At 71.2% G+C, this 23700-nt stretch carries 23 protein-coding genes and 1 tRNA gene; 7 read left to right on the top strand and 17 right to left on the bottom strand.

What is annotated here, in order from left to right:
- Positions 1-119: 119 nt before the first annotated feature.
- From ABD343_RS04035 to ABD343_RS04005, 7 genes are all read right to left on the bottom strand, one after another.
- A complete protein-coding gene (locus ABD343_RS04035) occupies positions 120-941 on the bottom strand; it encodes an RNA polymerase sigma factor SigF (RefSeq protein WP_344523978.1) in 822 nt (273 codons plus the stop codon).
- A gap of 199 nt (positions 942-1140) precedes the next feature.
- A complete protein-coding gene (locus ABD343_RS04030; RefSeq protein WP_344523976.1) occupies positions 1141-1305 on the bottom strand; it encodes a hypothetical protein in 165 nt (54 codons plus the stop codon).
- Between the two features lie 405 nt (positions 1306-1710).
- Positions 1711-2652: an NADP-dependent oxidoreductase gene (locus ABD343_RS04025; protein ID WP_344523974.1), complete on the bottom strand. Its 942-nt coding sequence runs from the start codon at positions 2650-2652 to the stop codon at positions 1711-1713.
- A 126-nt stretch (positions 2653-2778) separates the two neighbouring features.
- Positions 2779-2865: transfer RNA gene (locus ABD343_RS04020), tRNA-Ser, on the bottom strand.
- A gap of 10 nt (positions 2866-2875) precedes the next feature.
- On the bottom strand, positions 2876-3445 hold the full coding sequence (locus ABD343_RS04015) for a nucleoside deaminase (protein ID WP_344523972.1): 570 nt from the start codon (positions 3443-3445) through the stop codon (positions 2876-2878).
- Between the two features lie 83 nt (positions 3446-3528).
- A complete protein-coding gene (locus ABD343_RS04010; protein WP_344523971.1) occupies positions 3529-4074 on the bottom strand; it encodes a tRNA adenosine deaminase-associated protein in 546 nt (181 codons plus the stop codon).
- Positions 4075-4312: 238 nt separating this feature from the next.
- Positions 4313-4522 carry a hypothetical protein gene (locus tag ABD343_RS04005; RefSeq protein WP_344523970.1) on the bottom strand — a complete coding sequence of 70 codons (210 nt, stop codon included), beginning with the start codon at positions 4520-4522 and terminating at the stop codon, positions 4313-4315.
- A 125-nt stretch (positions 4523-4647) separates the two neighbouring features.
- Here ABD343_RS04005 and upp point away from each other — a divergent pair, with 125 nt between their 5' ends.
- Positions 4648-5283 (top strand): uracil phosphoribosyltransferase, encoded by a 636-nt coding sequence (gene upp / locus ABD343_RS04000; RefSeq protein WP_344523968.1) that lies wholly within the window; start codon positions 4648-4650, stop codon positions 5281-5283.
- Between the two features lie 19 nt (positions 5284-5302).
- Here upp and ABD343_RS03995 read toward each other — a convergent pair whose 3' ends face one another.
- The 3 genes from ABD343_RS03995 to ABD343_RS03985 form a co-directional block, all read right to left on the bottom strand.
- Positions 5303-5962 (bottom strand): LytR C-terminal domain-containing protein, encoded by a 660-nt coding sequence (locus ABD343_RS03995; protein WP_344523966.1) that lies wholly within the window; start codon positions 5960-5962, stop codon positions 5303-5305.
- Between the two features lie 125 nt (positions 5963-6087).
- Positions 6088-6384 carry a type II toxin-antitoxin system VapB family antitoxin gene (locus ABD343_RS03990; protein ID WP_003999914.1) on the bottom strand — a complete coding sequence of 99 codons (297 nt, stop codon included), beginning with the start codon at positions 6382-6384 and terminating at the stop codon, positions 6088-6090.
- A gap of 169 nt (positions 6385-6553) precedes the next feature.
- On the bottom strand, positions 6554-8125 hold the full coding sequence (locus ABD343_RS03985; RefSeq protein ID WP_344523964.1) for a M28 family metallopeptidase: 1572 nt from the start codon (positions 8123-8125) through the stop codon (positions 6554-6556).
- Positions 8126-8351: 226 nt separating this feature from the next.
- Here ABD343_RS03985 and ABD343_RS03980 point away from each other — a divergent pair, with 226 nt between their 5' ends.
- Positions 8352-9059: a DedA family protein gene (locus tag ABD343_RS03980; RefSeq protein WP_344523962.1), complete on the top strand. Its 708-nt coding sequence runs from the start codon at positions 8352-8354 to the stop codon at positions 9057-9059.
- Positions 9060-9101: 42 nt separating this feature from the next.
- On the opposite strand, the gene ABD343_RS03975 is transcribed toward ABD343_RS03980, so the two are convergent.
- From ABD343_RS03975 to ABD343_RS03950, 6 genes are all read right to left on the bottom strand, one after another.
- Positions 9102-10310, bottom strand: coding sequence for a cation:proton antiporter (locus tag ABD343_RS03975; protein ID WP_344524383.1), 1209 nt, complete (start codon positions 10308-10310; stop codon positions 9102-9104).
- Between the two features lie 235 nt (positions 10311-10545).
- The gene (locus ABD343_RS03970; protein ID WP_344523959.1) at positions 10546-12054 is read right to left on the bottom strand and encodes a tripartite tricarboxylate transporter permease; all 1509 of its coding nucleotides are present in this window, start codon (positions 12052-12054) and stop codon (positions 10546-10548) included.
- 2 nt (positions 12055-12056) lie between these two features.
- Entirely contained in the window at positions 12057-12575 is a 519-nt protein-coding gene (locus ABD343_RS03965; RefSeq protein ID WP_344523957.1) for a tripartite tricarboxylate transporter TctB family protein, read from the bottom strand.
- On the bottom strand, positions 12572-13555 hold the full coding sequence (locus ABD343_RS03960; protein WP_344523955.1) for a Bug family tripartite tricarboxylate transporter substrate binding protein: 984 nt from the start codon (positions 13553-13555) through the stop codon (positions 12572-12574). The genes ABD343_RS03965 and ABD343_RS03960 overlap by 4 nt, the downstream gene beginning before the upstream one ends.
- Before the next feature lie 117 nt (positions 13556-13672).
- Positions 13673-14269 carry an HdeD family acid-resistance protein gene (locus ABD343_RS03955; RefSeq protein ID WP_344523953.1) on the bottom strand — a complete coding sequence of 199 codons (597 nt, stop codon included), beginning with the start codon at positions 14267-14269 and terminating at the stop codon, positions 13673-13675.
- The gene (locus tag ABD343_RS03950) at positions 14250-14675 is read right to left on the bottom strand and encodes an STAS domain-containing protein (RefSeq protein ID WP_344523951.1); all 426 of its coding nucleotides are present in this window, start codon (positions 14673-14675) and stop codon (positions 14250-14252) included. The genes ABD343_RS03955 and ABD343_RS03950 overlap by 20 nt, the downstream gene beginning before the upstream one ends.
- A gap of 337 nt (positions 14676-15012) precedes the next feature.
- On the opposite strand from ABD343_RS03950, the gene ABD343_RS03945 reads away from it, so the two are divergent.
- On the top strand, positions 15013-15720 hold the full coding sequence (locus ABD343_RS03945) for an ANTAR domain-containing protein (protein ID WP_344523949.1): 708 nt from the start codon (positions 15013-15015) through the stop codon (positions 15718-15720).
- Complete coding sequence (locus ABD343_RS03940; RefSeq protein ID WP_344523947.1) at positions 15717-16451, top strand: ANTAR domain-containing protein; 735 nt, start codon at positions 15717-15719, stop codon at positions 16449-16451. The genes ABD343_RS03945 and ABD343_RS03940 overlap by 4 nt, the downstream gene beginning before the upstream one ends.
- A 24-nt stretch (positions 16452-16475) precedes the next feature.
- On the opposite strand, the gene ABD343_RS03935 is transcribed toward ABD343_RS03940, so the two are convergent.
- A complete protein-coding gene (locus ABD343_RS03935; RefSeq protein WP_344523945.1) occupies positions 16476-18755 on the bottom strand; it encodes an ATP-binding cassette domain-containing protein in 2280 nt (759 codons plus the stop codon).
- A gap of 84 nt (positions 18756-18839) precedes the next feature.
- On the opposite strand from ABD343_RS03935, the gene ABD343_RS03930 reads away from it, so the two are divergent.
- From ABD343_RS03930 to ABD343_RS03920, 3 genes are all read left to right on the top strand, one after another.
- A complete protein-coding gene (locus ABD343_RS03930) occupies positions 18840-19430 on the top strand; it encodes a TIGR03086 family metal-binding protein (protein WP_344523943.1) in 591 nt (196 codons plus the stop codon).
- A gap of 442 nt (positions 19431-19872) precedes the next feature.
- A complete protein-coding gene (locus ABD343_RS03925; protein ID WP_344523941.1) occupies positions 19873-22059 on the top strand; it encodes a WD40/YVTN/BNR-like repeat-containing protein in 2187 nt (728 codons plus the stop codon).
- A 263-nt stretch (positions 22060-22322) separates the two neighbouring features.
- Positions 22323-23573, top strand: coding sequence for an alginate lyase family protein (locus ABD343_RS03920; RefSeq protein WP_344523939.1), 1251 nt, complete (start codon positions 22323-22325; stop codon positions 23571-23573).
- The last annotated feature ends 127 nt before the right edge of the window (positions 23574-23700 follow it).

Below are 23700 nucleotides of genomic sequence, written 5' to 3'. Positions count from 1 at the left end.
CCGCCGCGGCAAACGCAGCTCTTGCAGAATGTCACAAGTAGGCAACGCGACGTAGCCTCATGTCGATAAAACTGCACAGATGAGGGCTGTGGGACCGGGACAAGGGTCGCCCGATCCGGTTAGGCGTCGATTCGATTTGCGGCCCTCAGACGGGCGAAGCTGCGCGAGAGCAGGCGCGACACATGCATCTGCGAGACCCCCAGCTCGGCGCTGATCTGGGACTGCGTCAGATTCCGGTAGTACCGGAGGAGAAGGATCCGCTGCTCCCGCTCCGGCAACTGGACGAGGAGGTGCCGGACCAGATCGCGGTGCTCGACCCCGTCCAGTTCCGGATCCTCGTAGCCGAGCCGGTCCAGCAGGCCCGGCATCCCGTCCTCGCGCTCCTGGGCGGCCTCCAACGACGTGGCGCGGTACGCCCGTCCGGCCTCGACGCAGGCGAGGACCTCCTCCTCGGTGATGTTCAGCCGCTCGGCGATCTCGGACGTGGTCGGCGAGCGCCCGTGCAGCGTCGTCAGGTCCTCGGTCGCGCCGCTGACCTGCACCCACATCTCGTGCAGCCGCCGGGGCACGTGCACGGTGCGGACGTTGTCCCGGAAGTACCGCCGGATCTCGCCGACGATGGTGGGCATCGCGAACGTCGGGAACTGCACGCCCCGGCCGGCGTCGAACCGGTCGATGGCGTTGATCAGGCCGATCGTGCCGACCTGGACGACGTCCTCCATCGGCTCGTTCCTGCTGCGGAAGCGCGCGGCGACATACCGCACCAGCGGCAGGTTCGCCTCGATCAGCGCGCAGCGCACCCGCTCGTGCTCGGCCGTGCCCGGCTGGAGGTCGGTCAACTGCTCGAAGAGTGACTGGGTCAACGCGCGGGTCCGCGCGGCCCGCTCCCGCTGGGCTTCGGCTGGGGAAGGCGGAGCCTCGGTGGTCCCTGTCCCGTCCACTCAGCCACCACCCCTTTACGGTTCGGTCATTCATCCGCCAAAAGCGGTCATAGCATCACAAGACATGTGCACCGTGTGCAAGCACCCGATAACTCCGTGTTGCTTGCCAGTTGGAGGGGAGACCAGCGAAAACGCCCCCAGGACACGGAAAAGCCCCCCGTGCCGCGAACGGCCGAGGGGCGGAAAGGAACCGGAGGTTTTAGCTGATCAGCTCCGTCATGAAGGTGCCGACGCCCTGCGCGGCGTCCGATATGCCCTCGAAGCCGATCTGGACGAGGTCGGCCGCCCGGGCCGGTGACGTGATGATCGTGTAGAGCACGAAGACGATGGCCGCGTACGTGATGACCTTCTTCGCGTTACCCATCGTCCTGCCTCTCCCCCCGGACGCGGTCCATGCTGTCCCTGTTCCCCGTGCGTACACCTGTGCAGTTGTGTGAGTGTAGCGGCCGTGCGCGCCGCGCGAACCAGGCTTCGGGGACCAAAGGCCCGGCGAACAAGGTCCTTTGCCTGTCCCGCCGGGGCTGGCCGCCCGGAACCATGGAGGCAGGGCCCGGGCAGGATCTGGCAGGAATCCCCCGGGCCGGGACGTGCCCCGCACTGCGGGGCCCGGCAGACCGCGGCTTCCCCCGTGCGCGGCGCCGGGCCCGGGCCGCGTCCACGGTGGGGGAAGCGGCTTGTCCCCCCGTAGCCGCTTTCCCCGCCCCTGTCGCCTCTCCGGCCTCCGCCGGGCCGCCGGGCCCCCGGGTCTCCGGACCTCCGGACCTCCGGGTCAGAGGGTGATGACGGTCTTCCCGCGCGCCCCGCCGGCCCGGTTCCTGGCGACCGCGCCCGGTGCCTGGTCCAGCGGCACCCGCGCCTCGATCGGCACGATCAGCGCCCCGCTGTCGATCTCCCGGGCCAGCCCGTCCAGCAGCTCCGCCGAGGCGCCGACCGAGAAGTTGAGGCCCTCCACCCCCGCCGCGTACAGCGCGTACGGGTCGGCCGCGTAGCGCGTGCTGACGGCCACGCCCCCCTTCCGTACGAGCCGCGCGTGCTCCGCGAAATCCTCCGGGCCCGAGGCCAGGTCCACCAGAGCGTCCACCCCGTCCGGGTACTCCGCGCGTACGCCCTCGGCCAGCGGGCTCTCCTTGCTGTTGAGCGTGAGGGCGGCGCCGAAGGTGCCCATGCGGCGCTGGTCGTTCCCGTGCGTCGCCGCGACGACCCGCAGATCGTGGCCCGCCGCCAACTGGGTGAGGAAGGTGCCCACGCCCCCGGCCGCGCCCACGACCAGCACGCTCTCGTACGACCGCAGCGCCGCCGCCTCGACGATCCCGCGCGCCGTCATGCCCGCCGTCGGCACGCCCGCCGAGACGTCGTGCGGCACGGACGAGGGCGACGGCGCGACGGCCCCGTCGTCGGGCACCACCACGTACTCCGCGTACGTCCCGCCGCGGTCGGGGTCGATCACCTGTCCGTACACCGCGTCGCCGATCCGGAAGCGGCGTGCGTCGGGCCCGGTGTCCTCGACGTATCCCGCGAAGTCGACGCCTATCGTCATCGGGAACGTGTACGCCCGCGCGTCCTTCAGCGTGCCGTCGGCGATCTGCCAGTCCACCGGGTTGAGCCCGGCGGCCTCGATCCGCACCAGCACCTCGTTGCCGACGGGCTCGGGACGCGCCACGTCCGTCACCTCGGGCCCGGCTCCCGGCTCCTTCACCGCCACAGCACGCATGGCCCGCTCCTCGCTCCCCCCTGGGAACAGTCGGCCTTCTCAACGTACGCCAGGGCCGGGGGCCCGGCACGCGAAGAAGGCCCGGACCCCCGAGGGGATCCGGACCTTCTCCGGTGCTGCTCACAGCGGTAGCGGTGGGATTTGAACCCACGGAGGAGTTGCCCCCTCACTCGCTTTCGAGGCGAGCTCCTTCGGCCGCTCGGACACGCTACCGAGAGGAACTCTAGCCCAAGGGGGGCCCTGAGCCGAAATCCGATTCGGGGGTGGGGGGACCGGAGCGGAAGAAGTCGGTGAGGAGGCGGGAGCAGTCGTCGGCGAGGACGGCGTTCACGACCTCGGGGCGGTGGTTGAGGCGGCGGTCGCGCAGCAGGTCCCACAGGGAGCCCGCGGCGCCCGCCTTGGGGTCGAGGGCGCCGTAGACGACGCGGTCGACGCGGGCGAGGACGCTCGCGCCGGCGCACATCACGCAGGGCTCCAGGGTCACGACGAGGGTGCAGCCGCGCAGCCGCCAGTCGCCGGTGCCGCGGGCGCGCGCGGCGGCGCGCAGGGCGAGGAGTTCGGCGTGGGCCGTGGGATCTCCGTCGGCCTCGCGGGTGTTGTGGGCACGGGCCAGCGTCGTGCCGTCCGGGCCGAGCACCACGGCGCCGACCGGGACGTCGCCGGTCGTACGGGCCGCGGCCGCCTCTGCGAGGGCCTGGCGCATGGCGGGCAGCCAGGGATCGCGTACGGGGTCGGGCTCTTCCCGGGGCCCGGTCGGCCCGGTCGGCCCGGTGGGTCCGGTCGGTGCGGTCATACGGACAGTGTCGCCCGGGGGCCCGTCGCGGCGGGAAGGGGTGGCCCTCCCGCCGCGCGTCCGCTTCCGTCGGCGGTGCCCGGTCAGCGCACCGCTTCCAGCACGTCGGTGCAGCCCAGGGCGTCGGCGATCTCGCTCAGGGCGTCCTCCGGTGTGAGGGAGAGGAGGGCCTTGTCCTCCAGGCCGAGGTCGGTCAGGAGGCTCGCGTCGCCGAGAGGGCCGAGCGGGGCCGCCTCCGAGTCCCCGTCCCCGTCCGTGCCGTCGTCCGCGTCGGACCCGGTCTCCGGCTCCCCTTCTTCCGTGCCGTCGAGGTCGACGAGCTGGTCGAGTGCTGCGGGGTCCTCCGGTTCGCGGCCCAGCAGCTCGTCCGAGAGCAGTATCTCGCCGTACGAGCTGCGCATGGCCGCCGCCGCGTCGGAGACGAAGACACGGGGATCGTCCTCGCCGTCCACGCGGACGACGCCGAACCAGGCGCCCTCCTGCTCGATGCAGACCAGCACTGTCTCGTCGTCGGTCGTGGCCTCCCGGGCCAGGTCGGCCAGGTCTGCCAGGGTCTCCACATCATCCAGCTCCGTGTCGCTCGCTTCCCACCCGTCTTCGGTGCGCGCGAGCAGTGCGGCGAAATACACCGTGACTCTCCCACTGATTCAAGATGTGCCCGAGTGCTGACGAGGACCGTGCCCCCGCCCCATCGGAATCGTGGCAGAAACCCGCGCCGCGCGAAGGGTCTTCGACAGTGCGTCGTGCCGGTGTTTGCGCAGATCCGGCGCGGCGGCGACGCACCGTCATCCCTCGCGACTCAGAGATACCTCGGAGCGCGTGAGCTGGTTGAGGATTGGACCACTTCGTGGAGGCTCGCCTCCGGGGTCACCAGCGGAACGAGCGCATGCGCAGCGCCTGCTGCCGCATGCGGGCGACGCGCGTACGGCGCGGCTGGACGCGTTCGCGCAGCTCCCTCGCCTCGTTCAGCTCTCGGAGAAAACGCGCCCTGCGGCGGAGCCGCTCGGCGTCGGCGGCGCGGCGTCGGGCCGCCTGGACCGACTCCCGGGAGTTCGTGGGCTCTTGCGGTTCTGGCATATGCACACCTCCGGCGTACCTGCCTACCTTCCCTCTCCGCGCGGGCGTACGCCAGTGCGGGCCGCCGTGCACGCGCGCGGGTCCCGCCCGGGTCCCGCACGCCTCCCCTCCGATACTGTCGGAGCATGCGGACCCACGTCGTCGACCACCCGCTGGTGGCGCACAAACTGACCACCCTGCGCGACGCGCGCACCGACTCCCCCACCTTCCGTCGGCTCGCCGACGAACTGGTGACCCTGCTCGCCTACGAGGCGACGCGGGACGTGCGCGTCGAAGAGGTGGGGATCCGGACCCCGGTGACGGAGACGACCGGCGTGCAGCTCTCGCGCCCGCGCCCCCTGGTCGTGCCGATCATCCGGGCCGGACTCGGGATGCTGGAGGGGATGGTCCGGCTGCTGCCCACGGCGGAGGTCGGCTTCCTCGGCATGATCCGCGACGAGGAGACGCTCCAGGCGTCGACGTACGCGAACCGGATGCCCGACGACCTGTCCGGGCGGCAGGTCTACGTGCTGGACCCGATGCTCGCGACGGGCGGGACGCTGGTCGCCGCGATCCGCGAGCTGATCGAGCGCGGCGCCGACGATGTGACGGCGCTGTGCCTGCTGGCGGCGCCCGAGGGCGTCGAGGTCATGGAGCGGGAGCTGGCGGGCACGCCGGTCACCGTCGTGACGGCCTCGGTCGACGAGCGGCTGAACGAGCAGGGCTTCATCGTCCCGGGCCTCGGCGACGCCGGGGACCGGATGTACGGGACCGCCGGCTGACCGTCCGGCGGCGGGACGCCTAGCAGCGGGTGGCGCTCGGGCCCGGTGAGGGCTTGCTCAGCTCGGCCAGGGTCCTGGCCGCCGCGCCCTCCTTCTCCAGTTTCTTGAACTTCTCCCCGATCACCAGGTCGACGGCCGCGCCCTTGCGTGCCTTGTCGAGCCGGGTGTCGGCGCCGTCGAGTTGGGTGCCGAGCACCTTGAGGCCCGCCGCGGAGCCGGTGCCGGGGGCGCCGATGAGGACGCCGGTCTTCTTGACCTTCTTGTCGAGGGCCTTCGGCGCGTTCCCCACCTTGCCGATCTTGAAGCCGCGCTTCTTCAGCTCGTCGGCGGTGGACTTGGCCAGGCCCGCGCGGGACGTCGCGTTGAGGACGTTGACCTCGACGGAGCCGGGGGAGGGGAGCGGGGCGGCCTTCTTCGCGGCGCGGGACGCGGAGGCGGACGCGCTCGCGCAGCCTGAGGGGCCGTCGTCGCGGCCGTCGGAGGCGCTCGCGGTCCTGTCGCCGCCGGAGAAGATGTCGATGAGCTGGAGCGTCCCCCACCCGGTCACGGCGAGGGCCACGACCGCGGCGACGGACGACGCGATGATCTTTCCCCGCCCCCGCGACCTGCGCATACGCGGGTAACGGTCACCCTTGATGCGGTACTTTCCGCCCATGCCGGGGGGAGTGAGCATGCTCATGTGCGCAGCGTAATGCGCTGAGGTCGGGCTGCCTATTGAACGATCAGCGAATGGTCGCAGCGCCAACCCGAACGGGCCAACCCCCACACGCGGGTACGGGCCCGCTCAGGGGCGCGCCACGGGCGTCAGTCCAGCTCAAGGACCCGGGCGTGGAGCACCTGGCGCTGCTGGAGAGCCGCCCGAACGGCCCGGTGAAGGCCGTCCTCCAAATAGAGGTCACCCTGCCACTTCACGACGTGGGCGAAGAGATCGCCGTAGAAGGTCGAGTCCTCCGCGAGGAGGGTCTCCAGGTCGAGCTGGCCCTTGGTGGTGACGAGCTGGTCAAGGCGCACCGGGCGTGGGGCAACATCCGCCCACTGGCGGGTGCTCTCCCGGCCGTGGTCGGGGTACGGCCGCCCGTTTCCGATTCGCTTGAAGATCACACGGAAAGCCTACCGGGCTTGCGGTACCGGGCGCAGCCTTGTGTCACTGGTGCAATCCCGGCTTTTCGCGGCGAAAAAGGGCAGGCCGCGCGCGATTCGCTCGAAGGGGGTCGCGCTCGCGGGTGTGGGGAGTTGTGCACAGCCTGTGCACAACTCCCCGGCCGCTCGCTCACCGCACGAGCAGGCCACCCCGGTACGGGGCGGAACTCTCCTCGCGGGAGAGGGACTTGCCGTCCTTCGTGGCGCCGCCGATGCCGCCGGTGTCCCACGCGTAGTGGCCGACGGCGTTCGCGATCACCTTGACGTTGGCGTCGAGCGCCTTGGTGCTGACGTTCCTGATGTCGTCGCACGCCTGGTGGTAGCAGGGGTCGTACGCGACGCCCGCCTTGCCGCCCCAGAGCTTGCGCTGCTCCTCCGTCTTGATCCCCTCGGCGCCGGTGAAGGTACCCCCGGCGGGGATGCCGTTGGCGATGAACGCGCCGTAGTCGGAGCGGCCGTCGAAGTCCGTGCCGCGGGTCTTCAGGCCGCGCCCGGCGAGGAAGTCGACGATGTCCTTCTCCAGTTGGGCCGAGCCCTCCGGGCCGGGGCCCGCGCCGGTGCCGTCCGAGTCGTCGCCGTCGTACGCGAACAGGCCGTAGTTCGGGCTCGCGATCATGTCGAAGTTGAGGTAGAGGGCGATCTTCTCGCGTTCGGCGGGCGGCAGTTGCTCGACGTACTTCTCGGAGCCGACCAGGCCCAGCTCCTCCGCGCTCCAGAGCGCGAAGCGCACCTTGTTGGCGTGCCTGCCCTTGTGGTCGGCCTTGGCGAGCTGGCGGGCGGCCTCCAGGATGCCGGCGGTGCCGGACCCGTTGTCGTTGATCCCCGGGCCGTCGGAGACGGAGTCGAGGTGGGCGCCGAGCATGACGACATTGTCCGGGTCGCCGCCGCGGGTCTCGGCGAGGACGTTCGGCGTGGTGCGCTGCTCCTGGTGCTCGCGCACCTCCAGCTTGACGGTCACGCCGCCCTTGGCGACGAGCGAGGAGAGCTCCTCGCCGTCCGCCTTGCTGACCCCGCCGGTGGGGATGCGGGCGGCGGCCGGTTCGCCGAGGGTGCCGTTCAGGGCGCCGTCGACGTTGTTGTAGATCACCGCGCCGACCGCCCCCGCGTCGGCGGCCGTGGCCTGTTTCTGGGCGAACGAGCAGCCGCCGCGCCGGATCAGCGCGATCTTGCCGGTGAACGCCCCGGCGGCGTAGTCGCCCGCCTCGCAGCCGGTCGTGCCGTCGGCGTCCACGGGCACCTCTGCCACGGGCGCCTCGATACCCCCGACGGGTGTCGACTTCGTGTACGTCATCAGCGTGATGGGCACGTCACGCTGCTCGGGCGTGAGGACGTTCAGCTTCTCGGCGAGGGTCTCGCGGTACGTGAACTCGAAGTTCCGGTACGTGACCTTGTACCCGGCCGCCTTCAGCACGGCGCCCGCGTACTTCGCCGAGCGCTCGTGGCCCTCGAACCCGGCGGCGCGGTCGCCGCCGCTGGCCCTGGCGATGGCCTGGAGGGCGACCATGTGCTTCATGGCGCCCTTGGCGCCGGTGCGCTGGACGAGCTTGCGGGCCAGCTTGTCGCCCTCCTTGCCGGGGTCGCCGACCGCGGAGGCGGGGCCGCCGTCGGCGGTGGAGAGGAAGAGCGGCGCGGCGAGCGCGGTGGCCGCGAGCACGGCCAGCGCCTTCGCGCGCCGGGGTCTCTTGCGGATCGGTACGTTCACAGACCTGGTCCTTCCGTACGAGGGACGGTGCCGCAGTGCTGTGCCGTTCGGCGGGAACGTAGCGGGCCCCAGGGGTGTGCGGAACGCCTGTTTTACGGATTGCCACGGGTGCCGATGACTGCTTACGGCCCGTGGTTGGCCGGTGGGGAACGGTGGGGCGAGGGGCCGCGTTGGTAGCGTGTAATCTCCGACTCCGCTCTCCCGTGCCCCTGATCAGGAGCCCTCCGTGACCCAACTCGCACTCGGACCAAGCTGGCTGGATCCTGATTACCTGATCCAGACCTTCGGCGTGGTCGGGATCCTGGCGATCGTCTTCGCGGAGTCGGGCCTGCTCATCGGCTTCTTCCTGCCGGGCGACTCGCTGCTGTTCACGACGGGTCTGCTGATCGTCACCGATCAGTATCTGCACCTCCCGCTGTGGCTGATGTGCGTGATGATCGTGATCGCGGCGATCCTCGGGGACCAGGTCGGCTATCTCTTCGGCAAGAAGGTCGGCCCCTCGCTCTTCAAGCGGCCCGATTCGCGCCTGTTCAAGCAGGAGAACGTGGAGAAGGCACACGAGTTCTTCGAGAAGCACGGGCCGAAGGCGCTGGTCCTGGCGCGCTTCGTGCCGATCGTGCGGACGTTCACACCGATCATCGCCGGTGTCTCCGGGATGCGCTACCGGACGTTCGTGCTCTTCAACATCATCGGCGGCACGCTGTGGGGCGCGGGCGTCACGCTGCTGGGCGCCGCGCTGGGCCAGATCGACTTCGTGCACGAGAACATCGAGGCGATGCTGATCGGCATCGTGCTGCTGTCCGTCCTGCCGATCGTGATCGAGTATCTCCGCTCCCGGAAGAAGAGCGGCGCCCCCGCGGAGGCCGCCGCTCCTTCTCCGGCCGGTCAGGTGCCGCCGCGCCCCGGCGGGCGGGGCAAGCACGCTCGTCGTTGACCTTTCGCCGTTCCGGTGGAGTGGGCCGGGCAGGGGCTGCCCCTAGCCGTGCGTCGCGGACTCCGGCTGCTCCGTGGATTCCCGCGCAGTTCCCCGCGCCCCTGACGGGGTTTCCTGGTCGCCGGGCAGAACGCGGGCCAGCCAGTGGCTGCGGCCCGCCACCAGGGGGGCGACCACCGCGAGGATCAGGACGTAGCCCGCGATGAACGGGGAGAGGCGGGCGTCGAGGCCCGCCGCCGCGGCCATCGTCGCGAGGATCAGCGCGAACTCGCCGCGGGCCAGCAGCGTGGTCGCCACGTTGGCCGCCTGGCCGGGGCCGAAGGAGTAGATCTTCGCGGCGCAGAGGCCCGCGAGGACGTTCATGGCGATCGTGACGGCGACCGCGATGAGCACGGGGACGAGGACGCTCGGCAGGTCCCCCGGGTCGATCGAGAGGCCGAAGGCGAAGAAGAAGATCGCGCCGAAGGCGTCCCGCAGGGGGTGGACCAGCTCGCGGATGCGCTCGCCGGACGAGGTGTTGCCCAGCATCAGGCCGACCATGAAGGCGCCGATCGCGTCGGCGACGCCGAACTCCTCCGCGATGCCCGCGACCAGCACGGCCGCGCCGAGGAAGGAGATCACCAGCAGCTCGTTGTCCTTGGTGGCGAAGAGCTTGCCGATGGCCTTCGTGCCGAAGCGGGCCAGCAGCGCGAGGGCGAGCAGGAAGCCGAACGCCTTGCCGATCTGGACGACGGCGCTGCCGATGTCCTCCGCGCCCGCCAGCACCGGCTGGAGCGCGGCGAGATAGAGCGCCAGGAAGATGTCCTCGACGACGATGATCCCGAGGATGGGCTTGGTCTCCGGGTTCCCGATCCGGTTCAGGTCGACGAGCGTCTTGGTGACGATCGCGGAGGACGAGATGCCCAGGACGCCCGCGAGGACCAGGGCCTCGGACGTGCCCCAGCCGAGGGCGAATCCGAACGCCAGGCCCGCGCCGACGTTCAGCGCGAGGTAGAGGCCGCCGGCCGTCGCCATCTTGCGGCCACCGGTCTTGAGGTCGTCCATGTGGAACTCGAGGCCGAGGTAGAAGAGCAGCAGCACGAGCCCGAGGGCGGAGAGCATCTCCAGGTCGTGCGGGTCGTGGAGCAGGACGAAACCGGGCGTGTTCGGCCCGAGCAGGATCCCGGCCAGGATGAAGAGGGGGATGGTGGGCAGGCCGATACGGCTGCCGAGGCGGGCGAGGACGGCGGCGGCGACGAAGGCACCGCCCATGGCGAGCAGGGTGTCTGCGTGCCCCATGATCACCCGCCTCCGTGGACGGATATGGGCGTGCGGGCAGGCGTGAGCAAGGGGATGGCTCCTCCGGCAAGGTCAAGAGATCGTCAAGGAAGCGTTAATAGTTACTTTACCAAACCATTTACAAAGCCTCTGACCTGCGGAAACGTGACCGTGCCCCGTCGCGCGGGGGGCTCGCGGCGGGGCACGGGGTCTGGGAGGGACGGTGGGGTCAGGTCGCGCGTGAACTCCCGCGCGTGACGGCCTTCTTGAGTCCCTTCTTGAGCCAGGGCCACAGCAGGAGCAGCGCGATCACCGCGTAGACCGTGACCGAGAACGGGGTGTCGACCAGTCCCGTCACGCTGCCGTCGCTGATCTGGAGGGCCCTGCGGAGCTGCTGCTCGGCGGCCGGGCCGAGGATCACGCCGATGATCGCGGGGAGCACCGGCAGGCCGTAGCGGCGCATCATCAGGCCGATCAGGCCGATGATCAGGAGGATGACCAGGTCGATCGCCTCGCCGCCCACCGCGTACGCGCCGACCGCCGCGAAGAAGAGGATGCCCGCGTAGAGGTACGGACGCGGGATGCGCAGCAGCTTCGCCCAGACCGGGGCCAGGGGGAGGTTCAGCACCAGCAGCATGACCATACCGACGAACAGCGAGGCGATCAGGCCCCACACCAGCTCCGGCTCGCGCTCGAAGAGCAGCGGGCCCGGCTGGATGCCGTACTGCTGGAAGGCCGCCAGCATGACCGCCGCGACGGCCGTCGTGGGCAGGCCCAGCGTCAGCATCGAGACGAGCGTTCCCGCCGCCGACGCCGAGGCGGCCGACTCCGGTCCGGCCACGCCCTCGATCGCGCCCTTGCCGAACTCCTTCTTGTGGCGCGAGAGCCGCTTCTCCGTGATGTACGAGAGGAACGTGGGGATCTCCGCGCCGCCCGCCGGGATCGCCCCGAACGGGAAGCCGATCGCGGGCCCGCGCAGCCAGGGCTTCCAGGTGCGGCGCAGCTCGTCGCGGCTCAGCCACGGGCGGCCGACGGGGATCACCCGGTCCTGCTCGCGGCGCAGGTGCGCGGCGACCCACAGCGCCTCGCCGATCGCGAAGAGGCCGACGGCGACGATCACGACGTCGATGCCGTCCGAGAGCTGGAGGCTGCCGAACGTCAGCCGCTGCTGCCCCGTCATCTGGTCGAGCCCGACGAGGCCCAGGGTGAGGCCGATCAGGAGCGAGGCGAAGCCCCGGATCCGCGACGAGCCGAGGACCGAGGTCACGGCGACGAAGGCCAGCACCATGATCGCGAAGTAGTCGGGGGCGCCGATGTCCACGGCCAGGTCCGCGACCGTCGGCGCGAGGGCCACGAGCAGGACCGTGCCGATGATGCCGCCCGCGAAGTGGCCGATGGCGGCGGCGGCGAGGGCCTGCGAGCCCCGTCCGGCCTTGGCCATCGGGTTGCCCTCGATCGCGGCGATGACGGCGGCGCTCTCGCCCGGGGTGTTGAGCAGGATCGAGGTCGTCGAGCCGCCGAACATGCCGCCGTAGTAGATGCCCGCGAACATGATGAACGCGGCCGTCGGGTCGAGCCCGTAGGTGACCGGGAGCAGCAGCGCGACGGCCATCGCGGGGCCGATGCCGGGCAGGACGCCGATGGCGGTGCCGAGCAGCACGCCGAGCGCGGCCCACAGCAGGTTGAGCGGGGTGAGCGCGGTGCCGAAGCCGTCGAGGAGGTTGTTCAGGGAATCCATGCTCAGATCACCTCCATCAGCGGGCCGCCGGGGAGGGGGACCCCGAGGAGGGTGTCGAAGACGACGTACGTCACGAGGGAGAGGCCCGCGGCGATCAACGGGTCGCGGGTGAGGGCGTGTTGGCGGCTGCCGAGCGCGTACGCCGAGCCCCAGAAGAGCAGCGCCCCGGCGAGGGGGAAGCCGAGCGGCTCGATGAGCGCGGCGAACGCGAGGAAGACACCGGCCAGCAGCGCGACCGTACGCCAGTCGCCCGGCTCGGTCAGATCGACGTCCTCGCCGCCCTCGGCCTCGCCGCGGCCGCCGCGCAGCACGTCCACGGCGAGGAGGACGGCGACGAGGAGCAGCGCGCCGCCGACGACGAGCGGGACGGTGCGGGGGCCGACGGGGCCGCGTACCGAGGCGACGGTGTCCATGGTGAGGGCGTCCGTCAGCACGAGGACGCCGACGGCCAGGAGCAGGGCGCAGACGCCGAGTTCGGAACGGCCGCGCAGGAAGGAGGGAATGGTCCGTGCCTCGCTCATTGGCCCAGCTCCTTCAGCACGGTGTCGACCCGTCTGTCCTGGGCCTTGAGGAAGCGGCCGTACTTCTCGCCGGGGAGGAAGGCGTCGTCCCAGCCGTTCGTACGGAGCGATTTCTTCCACTCCTTCGAGCGGCGCAGCTCGGAGACGAAGTGGACGAGCTTGTCGCGCTGGGCCCCGGAGAGCCCGGGCGGGGCCATGACGCCACGCCAGTTGGTGAACTCGACGTCCAGGCCCGTCTCCTTGAGGGTGGGGGCCTTGAAGCCCTTGACGCGCTCGGGCCCGGTGACGGCGAGGAGGCGGAGTTCGCCGGACTTGATCTGGTCGCGGTACTCGCCGATGCCGGAGACGCCGAACTTGACCTTGCCGCCGAGGACGGAGGCGAGGAGTTCGCCGCCGCCGTCGAAGGGCACGTAGTTCACGGACTTGGGCGTGATCCCGGCCGCGCGGGCCATGAGCATGGGCGCGAGGTGGTCGGGCCCGCCCGCCGAGGAGCCGCCGCCGACGGGGAGGGAGCGGGGGTTCTTCTTCCAGTCGGCGAGGAGCTGTTCGAAGGTCTCGTACTTCGAGTTCTTGGCGACGACCACGATGTTCGGCTCCTCGACGAGCCGCGCGACGGGGGTGGCGTCGGCGAGCGTCGAGGGGGACTTGTTGGTGTGGACGGCGCCGACGACGCCGAGGCCCATGGACATCGCGAGCTTGCCGTTGCCGCGCTCGTTCACGAGGCGGCTGAGGCCGACGGTGCCGCCCGCGCCGGGCAGGTTGAAGACCTCGATGTTGTGGTTGAGCCCGGCGTCCTCCGCGTCCTTCGCGGCCGTACGGGCCGTGATGTCGTAGCCCCCGCCGGGGGTGTTGGGGACCATGATGCGCAGGCCGGGGATGTTCGTGCCGGTCTCGGCGCCGCTGCCGGTCGTGAGGAGCGGGGGCACCAGGAGCGTCGCCGCGAGGGCGGCGAGCGGGGGGAGGACGGCGCGGAGGCGCACGCGCGGCACCGCCTTTCGAGGGGGACGGGGGTGAGGTGGCCCACATCGTGCCCTGGTGCCGGGGCGGTGTCTGCACGCGTGCGGTAAGGAAAGTATTGGTTGTTGTGGTCGTTGTGTTCACGGAGCCGGGGATGTGGTCCCGTGCTCGCGGAGCCGGCCCCTGACGCGGAGCGCCGTGGCGATCTCGACGACGCCCAGCGCGATCAGCCAGCAGCCGCCGACGACGGTGAGGACGGCGACCGACTCGAACGGGGAGACGAGGAGGACGATCCCCGCGAGCGCGCTGACGACGCCGAGGAAGACCTGCCAGCCGCGCGCGGGCATCCCCGGGTCGGAGGCGGCGGCCACGGTCTGGGTGATGCCGCGGAAGAGCCAGCCGATGCCGATCCACAGGGCGAGGAGCAGGATCGACTGGAACGCGCCCCGGAAGCAGAAGAGGCCCAGCAGGACCGAGAGGGCGCCGCTGATGAAGGCCATCACGCGCAGCTCCGTCGCGGTGTGCGTGCCGAACGCGGCGACGAGCTGGGCGACGCCGCTGACCAGCAGATAGATGCCGAAGAGGACGCCGACGACGAGCAGTGTCACGCCCGGCCAGACCAGCACCAGCACGCCCAGGGCCAGCGCCAGCACGCCGCCGGTGAGCACCGTCTGCCAGGCGCTCTTGGCGAGCCGGGCGAAAGGTGCGAGAGGGTCGTTACCCGGTATTCCGCTCATATGCCATTGTTGGGGCGGAACCCTCGGGCCCGCCACCGCACGCGGGCACGGAGGCCGCGCGTACGGCGTCCGCGACGGAGGCGTGGCCGGGGAAGAGGTGCTGGAGGTGGAGCCTGCGCAGCAGCAGCCCGGCGGGCCGCTCGGAGTGGACGAGGCTGAACCAGCCGCCCCGGCCCAGGACGGCGGACCGGGTCCGGTGCAGCAGGCGCACGGCCGCGCAGTCCAGGAACGTCACGGGCAGCAGGTCCAGCACGAGCAGCGGGGTCGAGGGCGGCGGGGAGGCGCCGAGCGCCTGGAACAGCTCCCGCTCCAGTCCGGGGAGGGTGTCGATGTCCAGCTCGCCGGAGGCCTGGACGAGCCAGAAACCGCTGTGTTCCGTGGTGGGGTGGTGCAGGGTGGTAACCATGAGCGGACCTTCATCCCTGGCGGCGGCGGTCCCGGCAGATGCCGGTGTGTGCGCGGCCGGGGTCCGGGGCCGGATTCCGGGAGGTTAATCGCCGCCGTACGGCCTGTGGTGCGAAGAGACGATTCATCACGTCAACCCGAGGGCGAAATCACCCGTTCGAGTGTGGATTCCGGGAAGTTCTGGACAGGGGTGCGCTATGCCGTTACCGGCGGTGATCCGGACGGAGGCGGGCGGGGCGCCGGGACCGCGCCGGGGCCGAGGTCCCGGCGCTAGGCTGCGCACAAAAAGGGCCCCGGGCCCGGACCGTGGAAGGACAGCGATGGTAGCCAGTGCTCGGATGGCTGCGTTGCTGCACACCCTCAGGGACCCCGCGCCGCAGCGGTTCGTGGGGGGCGACCCCCGGCAGTACGCGGGCGTGCTGGGCGTGGACGGCGTCGCCGTCTCCCTGGCCGCCGGCGACCGGCACAGCGAGCTGGTGTGGAGCACTCCGGGGGTGAGCGCGCGGCTGGACGACCTCCAGTTCACCCTGGGTGAGGGGCCGGGCGTCGAGGCGCTCCAGAGCCTCTCGCTGGTCCTGGAGCACGACCTCGGCAGAGTCCCCCTCTCCCGGTGGCCGCTGCTGCTCCCGGAGCTGACCGCGCTCGCGGTGGGCGCGGTCTTCTGTTTTCCGCTGAGGGTGGGTGCGGCGGGCGTGGGGGTACTTACGCTGCACAGAGGACGGGCCGGGCCGCTTTCCCCGGCACAGATGGATGACGCGATCGTTCTCGGCGCCGCTTTGACGGGGGTGGTGCTGGGCGGGGACGGGCGGCCCGGGGGCCCGGAGGGTGACGGCTCCGGGCTGCACCGGGTGGTGGTGCACCAGGCGAGCGGGATGGTCAGTGTCCAGGCGGGCGTTCCCGTGGCCCAGGCGCTCCTGCTCCTGCGCGCCCACGCGTACCGGTACGGCAGGCCGGTGGTGGAGGTGGCGGAGGACGTCGTCGCCCGGCGACTGCGGTTTCGAGACGACGGCCAGGGGACCGACCCTGCCGTCGAGGTGAGGGGATGAAGGACATGGCCCGCGAGGAACGGGTTCTGGAGATCGTCGTCGAGGCCATCGACACGCTGACCGAGGACTTCGACCTGATCGACTTCCTGCACCGGATGTCGGTGAGGTGCGTCGAGCTGCTCGGCGTGGCCGCGGTCGGCGTGGTGATCGCCGACGAGCACGGGGCGCTCCAGCCCATCGCCGCCTCCGACGAACACGCGGGCCTGCTGGAGCTGTTCGCGCTCCAGCACGACCGGGGCCCGAGCGCGGAGAGCTTCCGCAGCGGCGTCGCCCGGCTCGACGTCGATCTGACGGGGCTCGGGGAGGCCGACGGGCTCGGCCCGTTCGCGCGGCGGGCGCGGGAGGCCGGGTATCTGGTCGCCCACGCGCTGCCGATGCGCCTGCGCGACCGCCCCATCGGCGCGATGAGCCTCTTCCACACCCGGGCGGGCACGCTCACCCCGGCCGACGCGCGGGTGGCGCAGGCCCTCGCCGACGTGGCGACCATCGCCATCCTGCAGCAGCGCACCCTCGCCCAGAGCAACCTGGAGAGGGCGCAGTTGCAGGCCGCGCTCACCAGCCGCATCGCGATCGAGCAGGCCAAGGGCGTGCTGTCGGAGCGCCGGCAGGCCAGCCTGGACGAGGCGTTCGCGGTGCTGCGGACGTACGCCCGTGCGCACGGGGTCCGGCTGGCCGACGTCGCGCGGCAGCTCCTCGACGGGGAACTGGACCCCGCACTGCTCACGCGCTGAGCGCCGTCCGGGCCCGCGCGGCGCTCAGCCGCCGACGTACTCCCGCAGATGGGCCGCCGTCAGGGTGTCCCCGCGGGCGACGAGCTCGGCGGGCGTGCCGGTGAAGACGACCTCGCCGCCGTCGTGCCCGCCGCCGGGGCCCAGGTCGACGATCCAGTCGGCGTGGGCCATCACGGCCTGGTGGTGCTCGATGACGACGACCGTGCCGCCGTCGTCCACCAGCCGGTCCAGGAGGCCCAGGAGCTGGTCGACGTCGGCCAGGTGCAGGCCCGTCGTGGGCTCGTCCAGGACGTACGTCGTGGCCTTCTCGGCCATGTGGATGGCGAGCTTCACGCGCTGGCGCTCGCCGCCGGAGAGGGTGTTGAGCGGCTGGCCCAGGCGGAGGTAGCCGAGCCCGGTGTCGGAGAGCCGGTCGAGAACCGCGCGGGGCGCGCCCGAGGGGAAGAACTCCCGGGCCTCGGCGACCGACATGGCCAGCACCTCGCTGATGTTCTTGCCGCGCAGCGTGTACGTCAGCACCTCGGGCGTGAACCGCTTGCCCTCGCACTGCTCGCAGACCGAGGCGACCCCGGCCATCATCGCCAGGTCGGTGTAGACGAGCCCGATCCCGTTGCACTTGGGGCAGGCGCCGGCCGAATTCGCGGAGAAGAGCGCCGCCTTGACCCCGTTGGCCTTGGCGAAGGCCGTGCGCACATGGCTCAGCAGGCCCGTGTAGGTGGCCGGGTTGCTGCGCCGGGAGCCGCGGATCGGGGACTGGTCGGCGACCAGCACCCCGTCCCTGCCCGCGAGATAGCCGTGGATCAGCGAACTCTTGCCGGACCCGGCGACGCCCGTGACGACGGTCAGGACGCCGGTCGGGATGCGCACGCTGACGTCCTTGAGGTTGTGCAGCGAGGCGCCCTCGATGAGCAGTTCGCCCTTGGGCGTACGGACCGTCTCGCGCGGCCGCGCGCGGTGGCCGAGGTGGCGGCCCGTGAGGGTGCCGGAGGCGCGCAGTCCGGGGACGTCGCCCGTGTAGCAGACCCGGCCGCCGTCCGCTCCCGCGCCGGGGCCGAGGTCCACGACGTGGTCGGCGATGGCGATGACCTCGGGCTTGTGCTCGACGACGAGGACGGTGTTGCCCTTGTCGCGCAGCCGCAGCAGCAGGTCGTTCATCCGCTGGATGTCGTGCGGGTGCAGCCCGACGGTCGGCTCGTCGAAGACGTACGTCACGTCCGTCAGGCTCGATCCCAGGTGGCGGACCATCTTCACGCGCTGGGCCTCGCCGCCGGAGAGCGAGGAGGAGGTGCGGTCGAGGCTGAGGTAGCCGAGGCCGATCTCGACCAGCGAGTCCAGGGTCTGGCGAAGGGTGGCCAGCAGCGGCGCCACCGCGGGGTCGTCCAGGGTCTTCACGAACTCCGCGAGGTCGCTGATCTGCATCGACGAGCACTGCGCGATGTTCGTGCCGCCGATGGTGGAGGAGAGCGCGGCGGGGCCGAGCCGGGTGCCCTCGCAGGCGGGGCACGCGGCGAAGACCACGGCGCGGTCGGCGAACGCGCGGATGTGCGACTGCATCGAGTCGCGGTCCTTGGCGAGCATCGTGCGCTGGATGCGGGTGACGACGCCCTCGTACGTGACGTTCGTGACCCCCGCGCCCGGGTCGAGCTTGATCTTGCCGGTGGGGCGGTGGAGGAGGTCCGTCCACTCCTGCTCGGTGTAGTCCCTGAGCTTCTTGTCCGGGTCGTGGAGCCCGGAGGAGACCATCACCTGCCAGTACCAGTTGCCGACGGCGAAGCCCGGCGCCGTGATCGCGCCCTCGTTGAGCGAGAGGTCGCGGTCGAGGATCTCGTCGACGTCGATGGTCGAGACCTGCCCGAGGCCCTCGCACTCCGGGCACATGCCCTCGGCGCTGTTGAAGCTGAAGGCGGTCGAGGTGCCGATGTGCGGGGTGCCGAGGCGGCTGAAGACGATCCGCAGCATCGTGTACGCGTCGGTGGCGGTGCCCACCGTGGAGCGGGAGTTGGCGCCCATCCGCTCCTGGTCGACGACGATGGCCGCGCTCAGATTGCGCAGCGTGTCGGTGTCGGGGCGGCCCAGGCTCGGCAGGAACGACTGGATGAACGCGGTGTACGTCTCGTTGATCAGCCGCTGGGACTCGGCGGCGATGGTGCCGAACACGAGCGAGGACTTGCCGGAGCCGGAGACACCGGTGAAGACGGTCAGGCGGCGCTTGGGTATGTCCAGGTCGACGTCCGCGAGATTGTTCTCGCGGGCGCCGCGGACCTCGATGACGTTGTGGGCGTCGGCGTGGGTCATGGGATTCATTGAGTACAGCGTACTCAGTAATGCGGACACCCTGTGTCGTATTTCTTCAAGAGGGCCGAGAGGCGGAGCCGTAGCGTGGGCCGCATGAGCGAACAGGTGTACGAAAACGGTCTGATCTGCATGCGCGAGGCCGCCGCCGAGGCGGCCCGCATCGCGCGCGGCGTCCCCTCGGACGCGCCCCTGGGCGCCCCCACCCCCTGCGCCGACTGGGACCTGCGCGCGCTGCTCCAGCACTGGGTCCTCTACACCGCGCACGGCCTGGAGCGGCGTGCGCGGCGCGAACCACTGCCGGAGGGCCTGTCGGCCCGCGATTTTCCGGCCGAGCCGGGCTGGGCGGCGGACTACGCCACCCAGCTCGAACGGGCGGTTGCGGCCTGGGCCGCGCCGGAGCCATGGGAGGGGGAGATCGACCTCGGCGGGGGCATGGTCATGCCGGCCGCCGAGATCGCGGGGATGGTCATCAAGGAGATGGCCGTGCACGGGTGGGACGTCGCGCGGGCGACGGGCCAGGAGGTGCGGGTCTCGCCCGCGCTGGGTGCGTTCGTGCTCGGCGTGGTCGAGCAGCACGCGGAGATCTACCGCCAGTACGACGGCTTCGCCGAGGCGCGGCCGGTGCCGGCGGGGGCCTCGGACTTCGAGCGGGCGCTGGCGTTGTCGGGGCGGGGCCTGGGCTGAGGCCCCGCCCCCGACGCGGCCTCAGGCGGGGAGTTCCCCGTCCCCGCCCTTGAGGGCGTCGATGAACGAGGACCAGGCGGCGGGCGCCATCACCGGTGCCGGGCCGTTGGGGACCTTCGGCCGACCGGGGCGGGACGGGTGGCCGCTGGTCGCGCGGTCGGTGACCGGAACCCGCGGGTGACGGGGACCTGTTGGCCGCACTGCCGGCGCGCGGGCGCGCGAGCGTGCGCGTGCTGTGGGCCGGGTCGGTGAACGCGAGACGTACCGCCGGGCCTGCGAGCGTCAGCTCTGTCTCTGACGCCCTCCCCCTCCCACGAGGCTGATCGCCGTGCAGTGGCAACCCTTTGCGGTGTCGGTGACGACAAGAAGTCGGATCCGGTCTCTCCACCGTCCGGATCCGACCTTCTTCTGGTGAACGATCCGCAAGGAGAACATCCCCCCAATGAACGATCTTCCGAACGGCAGACGCCATGGGCGCCACCGCCGTCGTCGCTGGACCGTCGCCGGTCTCTCGCTCGGTGTGTCCGCCATCCTCGTGCCGTATCTTCTGTTCGCGCAGGAGGACTCGCAGGCCGGCCCCGCGGGCGCAGCCGGACCGTACACCTGGAAGAACGCGGAGGTGGTGGGCGGCGGCTACGTCACCGGGCTGGTCTTCAACCAGCGGGAGAAGGGCCTGCTGTACGCGCGTACCGACATGGGCGGCGCCTACCGCTGGGACGCCAGGTCGGAGCGGTGGATCCCGCTGACCGACTGGCTCGGCGAGAAGGACTGGAACCACCTGGGCATCGACTCGGTGGCCACCGACCCCGTCGACCCCGACCGGCTCTACCTCGCGACGGGCACCTACACCGACGACAAGGCGGGCAACGGCGCGCTCCTGCGCTCCACCGACCGGGGCCGCACCTTCAAGCGCACCAGCCTGCCCTTCAAGCTGGGCGCCAACGAGGACGGCCGCGGGGCGGGCGAACGGCTCGTGGTCGACCCCGCGGACAACGGCACCCTGCTGCTGGGCACCCGCAAGAACGGCCTGTGGCGCAGCACCGACCACGGCGGGACCTGGAGCCAGGTCTCCTCGTTTCCCGTCAAGGACGGGGCGAGCAGCGGCGGGGGCATCTCCTTCGTGACCTACGGCCCGGCCAAGAGCAAGACGGTCTATGTGGGTGTCGCCGACAAGTCCCGGTCCCTGTACCGCTCCACCGACGGCGGCAGGACCTGGCAGGCCGTTCCCGGGCAGCCCACCGGCCAGATACCGCAGCACGGCGTGCTCTCCGGTGACGGCTCGCTGTACGTGACGTACACCAACACCCTCGGTCCCAACGACGTGACGGCGGGATCGGTGTGGAAGCACACGCCGGACGGCGGGAAGTGGAAGGACATCTCCCCCTCCCAGGGCAACTACGGGTTCTCCGGCCTGGCCGTCGACCCGCGCAAGCCGTCCACGGTGATGGCCACCACGCTCGGCCGCTGGTATCCCGAGGACGAGCTCTACCGCAGCACGGACGGCGGCAGGTCCTGGAAGACGCAGAGCAAGAGGTCGCGCCGGGACGCCTCCGCCGCTCCCTACGTCGGTGACGGTGTCGGGCACTGGATGACGGCCCTGGCCATCGACCCCTTCGACTCCGGGCACGCGCTCTACGGAACCGGCAGCGGCATCTGGCGCAGCGAGGACGCCGACGCCACCGACAACGGCGGCACCAGCCACTGGACCCCGGGGGCCCGGGGGCTGGAGGAGACCGCGGTACTGGACGCGGTCGCCCCGCCCGGCGGCGCCCAAGTCGTGACTTCCATGGGCGACCTGGGCGGCTTCCGCCACGACTCCCTGACCAAGTCGCCCGCCGCGGGCCGGCTGAAGAACCCGACGATGACCAACAGCACCGACATCGACTTCGCCCAGTCCGAGCCGGAGACGATGGTGCGTGTCGGCCGCGGCGGCAAGCAGGACGGCGCCTACTCCACCGACGGCGGCAGAAGCTGGCACGGCTTCGCTTCGGAACCGGTCGCCGGCGCCGACACCGGCCACGTCGCGCTCGCCGCCGACGGCTCCAGCATCGTGTGGACCCAGGACGGCCAGGCCCCCTACCGCTCCACCGACAAGGGCGCGAGCTGGAAGAAGGCGGACGGCCTGGACACCGGCGCCGTGGTCGTCGCCGACCGCTCCTCGCCCCGGACCTTCTACTCGCTGTCCGGCGGCACCCTGTACGCCAGCACCGACGGCGGCGCGACCTTCACCGCCCGCGCCTCCGGCCTGCTCTCCGGCAAGCTCACGGCCCTGCCCGGCAAGGCCGGGGACCTGTGGATCGCCGGCGGGGACAAGGGGCTGCTGCACTCCACCGACGGCGGCCGGACCTTCACCACGCTCAAGACAGCCGAGTCCGCCTCGGCACTTGGCTTCGGCAAGGCCAAGCCCGGCGCCTTCTACCGGACCATGTACATGATCGGCACCGTCAAGGATGTCACCGGAATCTTCCGCTCCACCGACAAGGGCGCCACCTGGACCCGTGTCAACGACGACGCCCACCAGTGGGGCGCCATCGGCGGCTCCGGCGTCATCACCGGCGACCCCGACACCTACGGCCGCGTCTACGTCGGCACCAACGGGCGCGGCCTCCAGTACGGCGACCCGTCCTGACCTCTCCTGATCCCGTCCTGATCCCGTCCTGCCCCCGATGTCCGAGCGGGGCCGCGGCCGAGTCGGCCGCGGCCCCGCCGTGGCAGGGGGGAAATCCGATGCTGCGCACGCCACTTGACAGCATTTGGGCCCACTTCGAAGCTGAGTGCGCGGCGTGATGATTCTGTTCGGAATTCCGAACGCTGTGCGAGGTTTCGGCCGGAACATCTGACGCGCCATCTCTCCCCCACATCCCCACACCCCCCACTCAGAGGAGCCCTTACATGGGTCACCACAACGCACACCGCATGAGCCGCCGCAGAGTTCTGCAGATATCCGGAGGGCTGGCGGCGGCCGGGGCCGTGGGCGGCGCGACCGCCGTCTGGAACGGCGACCCCGCCGACGCCGCTGCCGAGGAAGGGACCAGGGCAGGGGCCAAAGCAGCCCCCTTCACGCACCCGGGTGCGCTGCACACCCAAGAGGCCTTCGACCGGATGGCGGAGAAGGTCGCAGCGGGCGACCAGCCATGGCGGGCCGGCTGGGAACGGCTCACCGCCAACCCGCACTCCTCGGCGGACTGGGCCCCCGACCCGCAGGAGACGATCATCCGCGGCGGCGGCAAGGGAGAGAACTACGGGATTCTCTACAGAGACGTCCACGCGGCGTATCAGAACGCGCTGCGCTGGAAGGTGACCGGCGACACCGCCCATGCCGACACCGCGCGGGACATCTGCAACGCATGGTCGGAGACGCTGAAGTCCCTCGACCCCACCTACTCCGAGTCGCGGCTCGCGTCGGGCATCTACGGGTATCAGTTCGCCAACGTCGGCGAGATCATGCGCGACTACGAGGGCTTCGACCTGCCGCGGTTCCAGAAGCTGATGAAAGACGTCTTCTATCCGCTGAACAGCGACTTCCTGGTCCGTCACAACGGGACCTGTGACACCCATTACTGGGCCAACTGGGACCTGTGCAACATGGCCTCGATCATGGCCATCGGCATCCTCTGCGACGACCAGGCCACGTTCGACGAGGCGGTGGACTACTTCCACAACGGCGCGGGCGCCGGCGCGCTCGCCAACGCGATCCCCTTCGTCCATGACGACGAGGGCCTCGCACAGTGGCAGGAGACAGGCCGCGACCAGGCGCACAGCATCATGGGCATCGGCCTGATGGGCACCCTGTGCGAGATGGCGTACAGCCAGGGCGTCGACCTCTACGCCGCGGACGATCACAGGTTCCGCAAGGCGTGCGAGTACGTGGCCCGGTACAACCTGGGTCGCGATGTGCCGTACACCACCTACAACAACTGCGACGACGTGAACCAGACCGTTCCTGGAGAGGGAGGCCGCGGCCAGGCGCGCCCGGTCTGGGAGCGGGTCTACCACCACTACTCGGGCCGGCTGAACCAGGACTGCCCGAACATGCGGAAGATGGCCGAGACCAACTCCCCGGAGGGCGGCGGCGGCGACTACGGCGGCAACAGCGGCGGCTTCGACGAGTTGGGCTTCGGCACCCTGCTCTACGTGCGGTAGCCCGCGCCGCCGTGTTCCGTCCCGAACGCTCGGACGATACGTATCGGATCGCAGGGAATCGAATCGAAGAGATCGGAGATCCGTGAACCGCCGCTGATCCCGCCCGTCCCGCCGCTCCGCGAAGCCC

Origin of the sequence: Streptomyces albiaxialis, from assembly GCF_039530985.1 — a bacterium.
Lineage (GTDB): Bacteria > Actinomycetota > Actinomycetes > Streptomycetales > Streptomycetaceae > Streptomyces > Streptomyces albiaxialis.
This window is presented reverse-complemented; position numbering and strand designations above follow the sequence as displayed.

Bases quoted from the DNA above. Each gene is read 5' to 3' on its own strand.
- ABD343_RS03955 (WP_344523953.1), bottom strand. From the start codon at position 14,269: ATGAGCGGAATACCGGGTAACGACCCTCTCGCACCTTTCGCCCGGCTC.
- ABD343_RS03950 (WP_344523951.1), bottom strand. From the start codon at position 14,675: ATGGTTACCACCCTGCACCACCCCACCACGGAACACAGCGGTTTCTGG.
- ABD343_RS03920 (WP_344523939.1), top strand. From the start codon at position 22,323: ATGGGTCACCACAACGCACACCGCATGAGCCGCCGCAGAGTTCTGCAG.
- ABD343_RS03975 (WP_344524383.1), bottom strand. From the start codon at position 10,310: ATGGGCGGTGCCTTCGTCGCCGCCGCCGTCCTCGCCCGCCTCGGCAGC.
- ABD343_RS03935 (WP_344523945.1), bottom strand. From the start codon at position 18,755: ATGAATCCCATGACCCACGCCGACGCCCACAACGTCATCGAGGTCCGC.
- ABD343_RS03925 (WP_344523941.1), top strand. From the start codon at position 19,873: ATGAACGATCTTCCGAACGGCAGACGCCATGGGCGCCACCGCCGTCGT.
- ABD343_RS03995 (WP_344523966.1), bottom strand. From the start codon at position 5,962: ATGAGCATGCTCACTCCCCCCGGCATGGGCGGAAAGTACCGCATCAAG.
- ABD343_RS03930 (WP_344523943.1), top strand. From the start codon at position 18,840: ATGAGCGAACAGGTGTACGAAAACGGTCTGATCTGCATGCGCGAGGCC.
- ABD343_RS04025 (WP_344523974.1), bottom strand. From the start codon at position 2,652: ATGCGTGCTGTGGCGGTGAAGGAGCCGGGAGCCGGGCCCGAGGTGACG.
- ABD343_RS03940 (WP_344523947.1), top strand. From the start codon at position 15,717: ATGAAGGACATGGCCCGCGAGGAACGGGTTCTGGAGATCGTCGTCGAG.
- ABD343_RS03965 (WP_344523957.1), bottom strand. From the start codon at position 12,575: ATGAGCGAGGCACGGACCATTCCCTCCTTCCTGCGCGGCCGTTCCGAA.
- ABD343_RS04030 (WP_344523976.1), bottom strand. From the start codon at position 1,305: ATGGGTAACGCGAAGAAGGTCATCACGTACGCGGCCATCGTCTTCGTG.
- ABD343_RS04015 (WP_344523972.1), bottom strand. From the start codon at position 3,445: ATGACCGCACCGACCGGACCCACCGGGCCGACCGGGCCGACCGGGCCC.
- ABD343_RS04005 (WP_344523970.1), bottom strand. From the start codon at position 4,522: ATGCCAGAACCGCAAGAGCCCACGAACTCCCGGGAGTCGGTCCAGGCG.
- ABD343_RS03945 (WP_344523949.1), top strand. From the start codon at position 15,013: ATGGCTGCGTTGCTGCACACCCTCAGGGACCCCGCGCCGCAGCGGTTC.
- ABD343_RS03970 (WP_344523959.1), bottom strand. From the start codon at position 12,054: ATGGATTCCCTGAACAACCTCCTCGACGGCTTCGGCACCGCGCTCACC.
- upp (WP_344523968.1), top strand. From the start codon at position 4,648: ATGCGGACCCACGTCGTCGACCACCCGCTGGTGGCGCACAAACTGACC.